Raw genomic sequence first — 11,036 nt, 5'->3', positions numbered from 1 at the left:
CCCTGCCGGGCCCCTCCACCCTGCCGAGCCTGCCCAGTCCGCCGGGTCCGCTCAGTCCGCCGGGTCCGCCAGCGCCTGAACGACGTCTTCGCATGGGTCATTGTCCCGGCCGGATCGGGATCCCGTGAGAGGGCCTCGCATTTCGGCTGTTCGGTAACACCCCGCTACCCATAAGGTCAGGTCGGGCCGTGGACCAGGTCGGGCCGTGGACCAGGTCGGGCCGTGGACCAGGTCGGGCCGTGGACCAGGTCGGGCCGTGGACCAGGTCGGGCCGTGGACCAGGTCGGGCTGTGGACCAGGTCGGATCGGGTGCCCGTCGGGTCAGATCGTCAGATCGCGTGGGCCGAGCGTTCTCCCGGCTGATGGAGGTGCCAGCGCTCGCTGTCCTCCACCTGCGCCGCGAGGGAGATCAGCAGGGTCTCGCTGTTCGCCGGCCCCATCAACTGGGCGCCGACGGGCAGTCCCGCCGCGGTGCGTCCGGCCGGTACGTTGACGGCCGGCCAACCGAGGACGTTCCACGGCCAGGTGTAGGGACACGCCGCCACGATCGCCTGGTCGGTGGCCCAGTTGCTCTCCCGGTTGAGCTCGCCCACCCGGGGCGGCGGAGTGGCGGTCGTCGGGGCGAGTATGACGTCCACCCGCCGGAAGACGCGGCCGATGTTGAGCCGGGCCAGTGGTTCCGCGGCGCGTGTCAGCGGGAGGAACGGGCGCAGCATCCGTCCGGTCCGCGCGTTGGCCATGGTCCGCGGGTCGAGCAGGGTGGGATCGGGCACCCGCCCGGCCCAGTCGCGGATGCCGTCCATGGACCGCGGCAGGAAAATCGTGCCAAGCAGGCCGTAGGGCGGCTCCACCGGCACGATGTCATGCCCGCAGCGGGCCAGGATCTCGGCCATCCGTTCCACGGCGGCCCGGACGGCCGGATCGAGAGCCACCGGCATCCCGCTGTACGGGTGGTGCAGGGAGAGCCCGATCCGCAGGCGGGGAGGGGGATGGCCGGCGGCGGTGAGGAACGGCTCGGCCGGCGCCGGCGGTCGAGCGCGGTCGATGGGCAGGCTGCCGGACAGGACGTCGAGCAGCAGGGCCCCGTCGGCGACGGTTCGGGTTAGCGGGCCGTAGACAGTGAGCCCGTTGAACTGCTCGCGGACCGGGGCGCTCGAGATGCGCCCCCGCTGCGGTTTGATCCCGACCAGGTGGGTCCAGGCGGCGGGGATGCGCACGGAGCCCGCCCCGTCCGAACCGATCGCCGCCGGTACCAGCCCCGCGGCCACCGCGGCCGCCGCGCCTCCGGAGGAGCCGCCGGGAGAGTAGTCGAGATCCCACGGGTTGCGGGTCACCCCGAACGCCTGGCCCTCGGTGAACGGCCACTGCCCGAACTCGGGGGTGTTGGTCTTGCCGATGATGATGGCACCGGCAGCCTTCAGCCGTCGCACCATCTCGCTGTCCCGGACCGCCGGGGGGAACTCCCCCATGGCGCCGAAGGCCGTGGGGGTACCGGTCAGGTCGGTGTCATCCTTGATCGCAATGGGCACGCCGAGTAGTGGTCGCCATCCCGGCGTGCTCCACCAGCCGCCGCGGGCGTCCCGGCCGGGTCGGCCGGACCGGCCGGGACGGCTCCCGCGGGCGGCGAGCGCGACGTCCGCCGCCTCGGCCTCGGCCAGGGCCGCCTCGGCCCGTACCCAGCGGAAGGCGTTAAGGGTGGCCTGGGTCGCCGCTATCCGGGCCAACGCGGCTTCGACGAGCTCGCGGGACGTCATCTCGCCGGAGGCGAGGCGTGCGGCCAGTGTGCGGATGCCTTCGAGCGGGCCGTTCCGGTCGGCTGCGGAGGGCATTGTGGGCACATCCGACATCAGCCACCCCCTGACGCTCATGGCTGCTGTCCGAACCGTAGCCGACGCCGGGTCGTCCGCACCGTCGATCGCCTGATACCTCCCATTGTCCCCTGCTGTGGGCAGGTTGGGGAGAGATGATCCATGATCGATATATTGGCCGCTATATGGCATTTATGTGCTTGTGGATAGTGTTGGGCATCGGTGACGCGGCCTCGTGTCCTGTCAGGGCGTCTACATCGGGTTATCCACATTGATTCCGGGTATGACGATGAGAAGTACGGCTAGTGAACATCCCGCCCGGTCGGGTTTCTCCGCGAGCCACGGGGAGCCGGCGGCAGGTCTGATCGCAGATGTGGCCTGATCGCAGATGTGGCTCGGCGAGGTGGTCCGGTCGGTCCCGGTCGGTCCCGGTCGGACGGGCCGAGCGTGATGCCAGCTCAGCCGTTGACCAGCTCAGCCGTTGACCAGCTCAGCCATTGATTCCAGATCGGACCCGGTCTCCAGGTCAGACACCGACACCTTCCAGGGAGGAACCGAACGATGCCAACGGACCCGAGTTCAGTGATGCCGGAGCCCGCACGGACCGCGCCGCTTCCCGCCGACGACACGACCACGGCTCCGTTCGCGCGCCCCCCGGTCCCGACCGGTACCGAGAGGGTAGGTGCCGGCCCGGCACCCGGCCTGAACGGTCACGCTTCCCCGGCGCCGAGCCCCGACGTCATCGCCGCGACCACCTCCGCCTCACGTGTCAGCGACCCGGGAAACGTCAGCGACCCGGACCTGGCCGGCCCGGGCACCGCGGCCAGCACCCCGGGCACCAGGGCCAGAGTGGCCGGCGGAGCCGCCGAGGTGCACCAGAAGGTCAACGAGGCCGTCCAGACTCTTGCTCCCCATGTGTCGGTCGCCACGGAGAAGACGAAGGGGGCGGCCGAGAAGACCCTCGCCACCAGCGGGAAAGCCGCGCGGTCCGTCAGGCAGCGGATGCGGAGCAACCCGAAGGCCACGGGTGGGCTCCTGGCCGGCACGGTGGTGCTGCTGCTGGTGGTCTGGCGGGGACGGCGGCGCCGGGGATGAGTAATCCAACCACCTCGTAGGGAGAAAACTAATGATTACCTTCATCGTCGTCATGATTCTGCTCGGACTTGTCGCCGGGGCCGTCGCACGCGTGTTGCTGCCCGGCCGGGATCCCATCGGGATTCTCGGCACCATTGTGGTGGGAATCATCGGATCTTTCGTCGGAGGATTCCTCGGCTACGTCCTGTTCAATAAGGATGTCGGCGAAGGCGCTCTACAGCCGTCCGGCATTCTCGGGTCCATCATCGGTGCCATCCTGGTTCTCCTGGTGTGGCGGAACGTGGGGGGCCACGGCGGCCGGTCGGGGTCGACCCGCAGCCGTCGTTACGCCCGCCGGTAATCGCGATACCCGCCGGCGACCGGGTGACCGCGATCCGGTCAGCAGCACACAGAGCACCTGCTCTGACCCGACGCCTGCTTCGGCCTGGGTCCTCCACCTGCGGAGGAGCTGGGCCGGAGCCTTCGGTGGTGTCGTTATGCGCCTGTGGTGTCGTTTGGCGCCTGTGGTGTCGTTTGGCGTCGGGTCGATTCCCCCGGCTGCGCCGCGTCGTCATCGTCGTCGCGGGGCGGTGGAGAAGAAGCGGGGCTGTCATGCTCGCTGGTCTCGCTGGTCTCGCTGGTCTCGCTGGTCTCGCTGAAGTTCCGCGCCCGTTCCGCGGCGTCGGCACTCGCGCCGGAGAACAGCCGGGCGTCCTCGGCGGCGTCGGCGGGCGCACCCGTGGGCGCGGTGCTCGTCCCGCCGTCCGTACCGGTCTCCGCCTCCCGGCTCGCGCTGCCGGCGGCGGTAACCGCGGCCGAGTTCGTGGCATCCATGATCGTGGGGGAGAGGAGACCTTGCACTGGGACGGGAACCGCCCGCGCTGGTTCTTCGCCGCGGCGGATGCCGTTCGTCTTGCGGAGCCGATCGGACCCGCCGTGGGGATGGTCGCCGTGGGGATGGTCGCGGCCGTGGGGATAGTTGTGCCGGCCGTTGCCGGACGGATCGGGGTGGCGGCCGTCGCGGTCATCGGCCCGGCCCTGATCCGGGATGCGCAGACCGAGCAGGTGCGCGGAGGCGTCGAACTCGATGCGGGTCCGGGGCAGAGCTATCGGATGGTTGTGCTGCACCCATCGGACGAGTGCCTCACGCATGTGGCAGCGCAGGTCGAACACGGTCGGTCCGTCCTTGCCGCTGACCAGGACGCGGATGCGGATGCGATCATTGATGGCGTCGGTGACCTGCAGGACGCAGACTCGCTTGTCCCACAGGTCCGTGGCGTCCAGGACCCGGTGCATCTCGGCCCGCATCTCGTCGATCGGGATTGCCCAGTCCAGGTCCAGCTCGACGGCACCGAGGACCGCGGACTCCTTGCGGGTCCAGTTCTGGAACGGTGTCGTGGTGAAGTAGGTCGACGGAAGGACCATCCGCCGGTCATCCCAGATGTGGACGACGACGTAGGTGAGAGTGATCTCCTCGATCCTGCCCCACTCCTTCTCGACCACCACCACATCGTCGACCCGGATGGCGTCGGTGAAAGCCAGTTGGAGTCCGGCGAAGACGTTGGACAGTGAGGTCTGGGCGGCCAACCCTGCGACGATGCCGACCACGCCGGCCGAGGCGAAGATACTGGCACCGGCGACGCGGACGCTCGGGAACGTCATGAGCATCGAGGCGCCCGCGATGATCGAGATGATGGCCACCGTGATCCGTCGGAGCAGGGTGACCTGGGTGCGCACCCGGCGGGCATGCCGGTTGTCGACGATATCCATTCGGTAGCGGGCGAGCGCGAGGTCCTCGAAGGCGAACGCGAGCACCGTGACGCACCAGGCGATTCCAGCGATAAGGGCGACATTAGACACTCGCAGGGCTGCCCCGGTCCAGGTCTGTTCAGCCGTGGAGGTGAGGCCGACGAGCAGGGCCACCAGCACGAGCGTGAGTCGCGTCGGCCGCTTACCGCGCTGTGCGAGATCGGCGACGATCTCCGAATGGCGGCCGATCCGTCTGGCCATGCGGTGCAGCAATACGGAGACGGCCAGGGCCAGCAGGACCGCACCGCCCAGGATCGTCAGGACGGCGACGGTCGATTGCATGTCGGAGAAGGACAGATCGGGCGCGGCGCTCAGACGCACAGACAGGCTCCTCGTCCTGGGCCATGGTCAGGGATGAAAAGGCTCGATGTCGGCCTGGGATACGGGTCCGGGTCACGGTGTGCCCGGTTGCCGTTCCCCGCGCCGGGGCCCAGCGCAGGGCTCCGATGGCAGTCGCAGCGAGGGCGTAGCAGTCACATGCATGGGGTTGGTCTGCCCGGAACATTCAGATCCAATGAAGTGATCCGAATCACGTCTGCCTGAAGGGTGGGGCGGACGATTGCGGTGGGTCCCCATCCGACTTCGTTCACGAATATAGACGTGTGGTGCGGACAAGAAAAACGTGGTTCTACCGGCGTCGCCATAGGTGTGATCGTGACACGAACGGGTCCTTCGCGGAAACACGCCGTCCTCCGTCGCCAGATTGTGTCTCGTTGAAAATAGCTACCTGGCAGGGAAGAAAGGTACGCGGGTCTGCAAGATATGGTGTCAACTGCTCGGCGCCGAGCCTGCCGTGGTGGAACACGTCGAGTTCGACGTGTTCCAGAATGCGACCGCCACCCATTCACGGCGGCGAAAGTGGGACTGGAGGCGATGCTCCTGCTGTAGAATCTTTTGTCCAGGTGTGGAAGGGGTATGGGAGTGTGTCGCTGGCGGACCTGGGGTATCGCCCCGCCTACGTGGAGACGCCGGTGTTCGTAGCAGTTGTCGCTAGATCAATGTTCCCGGGGGGGCAGGAAGCGGTACATCACGTGGAGGTCGACGTCGCCGAGCCAAGGATGGCGGAAGGCCGCCGGAAGGGTCCCGACGAGGCGGAACGCCAGCGAGCGCCACAGCGCGACCAACCGTGGATTGGCGGCGACGACGGCGTTGAGCTGCATTGCCCGGTAGCCGAGATCGGCCGCGTACTCGATCATCTGCTCCGCGGCCTGCCGGCTGACGCTCTCCCAGCGGTCGCCTTCGGCTCCCCGGCCGCCGTAGTAGCTACGTCCCCCGTACGGCCCGTAGCCCCGGTACATTCCGGCCCCGCCGCGCGGAGCCCCGTGATCCACCCGCTTAGGATCAACGAGCAGCATCGCCTGGACGACATGATCTCCCAGACCCGGCTGACTCGGTGTGAGCAGCGCGGTCGCGACGATCGAGGTGTCACCCGGGCCGTCCTCCTCCATCACCAGAACCTCGGCCGGCGGGGGCAGCATCCACGCGCTTTTCGCGACGTCCTCGTCGGTGTCCGGTGTCCAGGCGCAAGTCTCGCCCTCGACCACAACGGCCCGCCAGATCGGCCAGATCGCGCCCCAGTCCTCCTCTGATGCCCGCCGTGTCCGCACAGATCGATCCTGCCTGTTCACCGGGCCGGAAGGTAACGGCCTGGAGCGCTGAACCCGCGGCAGTCACCCATCCTGGCGTTCGGTGGTTCGGTCACCGGCCGGGTTTTAAGATCGGGTCGACGGCGTAACCGCTGCATCCCTGCAGATGAACCCGGTCCATCAGTTGATCGGGATGGTCGGCGCGGGGCCGCACGGAGAGATTCGTCATGGCATAGCCGTCCGGGTGGTTGATCCAGCGTTCGCCGCTGAGATTCACCGCCCCATCGGTGTAGGTGATCTATACGAGAAACACACCGTGGGGAACCTTCGGATTGGTCGGCAGCGGAGAGAAGTCGAAAGTGGTCCACCGCTGGCAACATCGAGCGTGCCCGTCGAGCTACTTTGTGCCGGTCGCGGCCGGTACGGTCGCCTTGCCGGGCGGGCCGGATAGCGGTCCGGTCCGGTGGCGTGCCGCTGATGTGGCGCGGCTGCCGGCGAGGACACTCGAGCGGACGACCTGCTGCGGCGCGCGCTCGGCGCACGCGATCCGACGCTGCTCCCGCATCAGCAGGAGCAGGTGCTCCGCTCGCTGCGCCGCTCGGGGGCCATGGCCTGAAACCGGTATCGCAGCGGCGCGGCTAGGAGGTTTATCCAGGATGGCTCTACATCGTCAGGCGAGTGGTGATCGGGCGGAGGAGACGGTCGACGTACGGCCGCACCTGGCCCGGCTGGGCGAGGAGGTCGTAGTCCCGCGGTTCCGGATGCCGCAGGAGTCGACTGCGCCGGAGACGGCCTACCAGATCGTCCACGACGAGCTGATGCTCGACGGCAAGGCGCGGCTGAACATGGCCACGTTCGTGACCACCTGGATGGACTCGTACGCCGACCGGCTGATGGCCGAGTGCGCCCCGAAGAACATGATCGACAAGGATGAGTATCCGCAGACGGCGGCGCTGGAGGAACGCTGCGTCAACATCCTCGCCGACCTGTGGCACGCCCCCGACGCCGAGCACGCGGTCGGCTGCTCGACCACGGGGTCGTCCGAGGCGTGCATGCTCGCCGGGCTTGCCATGATCCGCCGCTGGCGGGCGCGTCGCCGGTCCGCCGGCGCCCCGGCCGACCGGCCGAATATCGTCATGGGTGTCAACGTGCAGGTGTGCTGGGAGAAGTTCGCCCGGTACTGGGACGTGGAGGCACGGCTGGTGCCGATGGCGCCGGGGCGCACGCATCTGACCGCCGACGAGGCCGTGGCGCACTGCGACGAGAACACCATCGGCGTGGTGGCGATCCTCGGCTCGACGTTCGACGGCAGCTACGAGCCGGTCGCCGGGATCGTGGCCGCGCTGGACCACCTCGCCGCCTCCGGAGGGCCCGATGTTCCGGTACACGTAGATGCCGCGTCCGGCGGGTTCATCGCCCCGTTCTGCGACCCCGATCTGGTCTGGGACTTTCAGCTCGACCGGGTGGTATCCATCAACACCTCCGGGCACAAGTACGGCCTAGTCTATCCGGGGGTGGGCTGGGTGCTGTGGCGCGACCGGGCGCATCTACCGGCCGAACTCGTCTTCCAGGTGGACTATCTGGGCGGGACGATGCCGACCTTCGCGCTGAACTTCTCCCGGCCGGGCGCCCAGGTCGTCGCGCAGTACTACACCCTGCTGCAACTGGGCTATAAGGGCTACCGCCGGGTGGCCCAGGCGTGTCGGGACAACGCCCGCTGGCTGGCCGCCGAGGTGGCGGCGATGGGGCCGTTCGAACTGGTCTCCGACGGTAGCGGCATTCCGGCGTTCGCGTTCAAGCTCCGTGGCGACATCACGGACTACACCGTCTTCGACATCTCCGAGCTGCTGCGCACCCGTGGCTGGCTGGTGCCCGCCTACCGGTTCCCGCCGGGGCTGACCGATCTCGCGGTGTTGCGGGTCGTCGTGCGTCACGAGTTCAGCCGGGACCTCGCCGGGCTGCTCATCGCCGACCTGCGCCGGGTGGTGGACCGGCTGGCCCATCCGGGCCGGCGCACCGCGGGCGACCGGCCAGGCGAGTCATCGTTCCACCACTGAGCCGGGCGCCGGGCGCGGGGGCGAACCCGCCGAAGACGACCGAGTGCCCGAGGGGGGTCAGTGTGTACTCGATCCGCGGGGGTACCTCCACAGCGGGGGTACCTCCACATATGTGGACCGGTGGGGAGGCCGTCGCGTCCCAGGCCGCGCAGGGACTCGGGGAGCACCTTGGGCGTGATGCCACGCGGCAGCACTTGGAGCTCGGAGAGGCGCCGCGGGCCGCCGAGGAATTTTTGTCGGTGCCGGGGTCCAAGGTGATGTGGCACGGTCCGCCTGATACGGGTCCGCACGATACGAAGGAGCACATCATGCCCACGCGAGAGACCGCCCCGGCTGGAGCGCCCTGCTGGGTCGACCTGATGACCTCCGACCCGGCCCGGGCTCGGACGTTCTACAGCGAGCTGTTCGGCTGGACGGCGGAGGATCCCGCTGAGGAGTTCGGCGGGTACTTCACCTTCACGAAGGACGGTGTCCAGGTCGCCGGCTGTATGCCCAAGCCGGACGAGGCCGTCCCGGATGGCTGGTCGGTCTACCTGGCCACGCCGGATGCCGAGAAGACCGTCGCCGCCGTCGTGGACCACGGGGGTCAGGTGATCGTCCCGGCGATGGTCGTCGGAGAGCTCGGCGTCATGGCCGTCGTGACCGACGCCGCCGGCGCGGCGATCGGCATGTGGCAGCCGGGGCTGCACCGTGGTTTCGGGGTGCTTGCCGAGCCGGGCGCCCCCGGCTGGTTCGAACTGCTCACCCGCGACTACGCTGCGGCTGTCGGCTTCTACCGGGACGTGTTCGGCTGGGACGTTCACGTCGTCAGCGACACCCCGGAGTTCCGCTACGCGACCTTCGGCAAGGACGAGGGCGCGCTTGCCGGCATCATGGACGCGGCGGGCTTCCTGGCCGAGGGCGTCCCGGCGCACTGGTCGGTGTACTTCGCCGTGCGGGACACCGACGCGGCGCTCGCGAAGACCGCCGAACTCGGTGGGTCGGTGGTGCTGCCCGCCGAGGACACCCCCTACGGCCGCCTCGCGGTCGCCGCCGACCCAACCGGCGCCGTGTTCAAGCTGGTCGGCCCGACCAAGTCTGAGCCCGCCCCCGCCGCCGCGAGCTGACCCGCCCGGCCTGGTTCCCGCCGCGGATGTGCCTGGGGCACGGCACTGTCGTTGCGGGAACCGAGGGCTGGCCCGTTACCGTCGGCGCCGTCGGCCAGTGACCATCCTGGCCCGGGCGATGAGGGATCCGGCCCGGCTCGGGCAGGACCCGGCTCAGGCCGCCACCGGCGGCTGGGCGCGCAACAGGCGGGCGAGGACGGACCCGGCGTGGCGGATGCCCGCGTCGTCCACGTCGAGGTGGGTGACGATCCGCAGCGTGGTCGGCCCGGTCGCCCCGACCAGCACGCCCTGCTCGGCGGCGCGCGCCGCGACGGCCCCGGCGTCGGTGACCTGGACCAGCACCATGTTGGTCTCCACCGCCTTCGGGTCGACGCGGCCGGGTGCGGCGTCGGCCAGCAGCGCGGCGAGCTCGGCAGCGCGTTGATGGTCCTCCGCGAGCCGGTCGACATGGTGGTGCAGCGCGTGCAGGCCGGCCGCGGCCAACACGCCGGCTTGGCGCATCCCGCCGCCGAGCCGTCGGCGCCACTCCCGGACGGTGCCGACGCGGCCGGTATCACAGACAACCAGAGAGCCGACCGGCGCGCCCAGCCCCTTGGACAGGCACACCGACAGGGTCGTGAAAGCGGCCGCGAGGCGCCGCGGCGGGACGGCGCTTGCGACCGCGGCGTTCCACAGCCGCGCGCCGTCGCAGTGCAGCGTCACGCCGGCGGAGTCGGCGATGGCACGGAACTCCGCCAGCCGGCCGAGCGACCAGACCCGGCCGCCGGAGCGGGCATGGGTGTTCTCCACGGCGAGCACGCTGGTCCTGACCATGCCGTAGTTGCCGGTGACGCTGTGCGCGCGGATCGCGGCGGCCACGTCCGCCAGGTCTGCCGCCGCGGTGAGGCCGGGCAGGGTGCGGGTCTGCACCCCGCCGAGCGCGGCCAGCCCGCCGAGCTCGTAGGTGACGATGTGGGCCTCGGTGTCGGCGATGATCTCGGTACCGACCGGCGCGCTGGACCGCAACGCGACGAAGTTGCCCATGGTCCCGCTCGGCACGAACACGGCGGCCTCGTGGCCGAGCAGGTCCGCGGTGTACTCCTCCAGCGCGCGGACGGACGGATCCTCGCCGTAGTGGTCGTCGCCCACCTCGGCCGCCGCCATGGCCCGGCGCATCGCCGCGGTCGGCCGGGTCACGGTGTCGCTGCGCAGGTCCACGGGCCCGGCTGAGGGCGGCGGGGCCGGCCGGTTCGCCACCTGCGGCCGATCGGCCGCGAATCCTTCGCCGTTGATCCTCGGAGAGCCGTCACCTGTGGCATCGGAGATCATATCTTGTGATGGTAGCTACCCGCACCATGGCATTCCGGGCTATTGGCGGCCCGTTGGTGAGCGTGCGAGCCTGGGTGTACACCCAGGCCGGGTGCTCGGCGAAGGGGTGCGTGACCTGCTGCTGCTTCGCCCTCGGCATTCCTCAGCTCGGCGGTGTCTGCCCAGCCCAACATGGAGGCCGAGGGATCCGCAGTTCTTACATGACCGGCGATGAATTCAGGTAAGTGAGATCGGAAGTGAGGCCATTCGTCTGCCAGACTCCCGGCGCAACAGGTTGTGGCGAGACAA

Annotated in this window: 9 protein-coding genes; 4 read left to right on the top strand and 5 right to left on the bottom strand. The window is 69.6% G+C overall.

Annotation, left to right across the window (positions count from 1 at the left end):
* Positions 1-329: 329 nt before the first annotated feature.
* The gene (locus AC08OO_RS19530) at positions 330-1,847 is read right to left on the bottom strand and encodes an amidase (protein ID WP_476611176.1); all 1,518 of its coding nucleotides are present in this window, start codon (positions 1,845-1,847) and stop codon (positions 330-332) included.
* 522 nt (positions 1,848-2,369) lie between these two features.
* Here AC08OO_RS19530 and AC08OO_RS19525 point away from each other — a divergent pair.
* Positions 2,370-2,903, top strand: coding sequence for a hypothetical protein (locus AC08OO_RS19525; protein WP_476618864.1), 534 nt, complete (start codon positions 2,370-2,372; stop codon positions 2,901-2,903).
* A 31-nt stretch (positions 2,904-2,934) separates the two neighbouring features.
* A complete protein-coding gene (locus AC08OO_RS19520; RefSeq protein ID WP_011434649.1) occupies positions 2,935-3,243 on the top strand; it encodes a GlsB/YeaQ/YmgE family stress response membrane protein in 309 nt (102 codons plus the stop codon).
* Between the two features lie 134 nt (positions 3,244-3,377).
* On the opposite strand, the gene AC08OO_RS19515 is transcribed toward AC08OO_RS19520, so the two are convergent.
* The 3 genes from AC08OO_RS19515 to AC08OO_RS19505 all read right to left on the bottom strand — a co-directional run bounded on the left by AC08OO_RS19515 (position 3,378) and on the right by AC08OO_RS19505 (position 6,554).
* Positions 3,378-5,012 (bottom strand): mechanosensitive ion channel family protein, encoded by a 1,635-nt coding sequence (locus AC08OO_RS19515; RefSeq protein WP_476611178.1) that lies wholly within the window; start codon positions 5,010-5,012, stop codon positions 3,378-3,380.
* Positions 5,013-5,686: 674 nt separating this feature from the next.
* Positions 5,687-6,298: an N-acetyltransferase family protein gene (locus AC08OO_RS19510; protein ID WP_476611179.1), complete on the bottom strand. Its 612-nt coding sequence runs from the start codon at positions 6,296-6,298 to the stop codon at positions 5,687-5,689.
* A gap of 91 nt (positions 6,299-6,389) precedes the next feature.
* A complete protein-coding gene (locus tag AC08OO_RS19505; RefSeq protein ID WP_476611180.1) occupies positions 6,390-6,554 on the bottom strand; it encodes a hypothetical protein in 165 nt (54 codons plus the stop codon).
* Between the two features lie 379 nt (positions 6,555-6,933).
* Here AC08OO_RS19505 and gad point away from each other — a divergent pair, with 379 nt between their 5' ends.
* Positions 6,934-8,334 carry a glutamate decarboxylase gene (gene gad, locus AC08OO_RS19500; RefSeq protein ID WP_476611181.1) on the top strand — a complete coding sequence of 467 codons (1,401 nt, stop codon included), beginning with the start codon at positions 6,934-6,936 and terminating at the stop codon, positions 8,332-8,334.
* A gap of 308 nt (positions 8,335-8,642) precedes the next feature.
* Entirely contained in the window at positions 8,643-9,440 is a 798-nt protein-coding gene (locus AC08OO_RS19495; protein ID WP_476611182.1) for a VOC family protein, read from the top strand.
* A 153-nt stretch (positions 9,441-9,593) separates the two neighbouring features.
* On the opposite strand, the gene AC08OO_RS19490 is transcribed toward AC08OO_RS19495, so the two are convergent.
* Positions 9,594-10,748 carry a GntG family PLP-dependent aldolase gene (locus tag AC08OO_RS19490; RefSeq protein WP_476618863.1) on the bottom strand — a complete coding sequence of 385 codons (1,155 nt, stop codon included), beginning with the start codon at positions 10,746-10,748 and terminating at the stop codon, positions 9,594-9,596.
* Between the last annotated feature and the right edge of the window lie 288 nt (positions 10,749-11,036).

The organism is Frankia sp. CeCAU1 (assembly GCF_977971845.1).
This window is presented reverse-complemented; position numbering and strand designations above follow the sequence as displayed.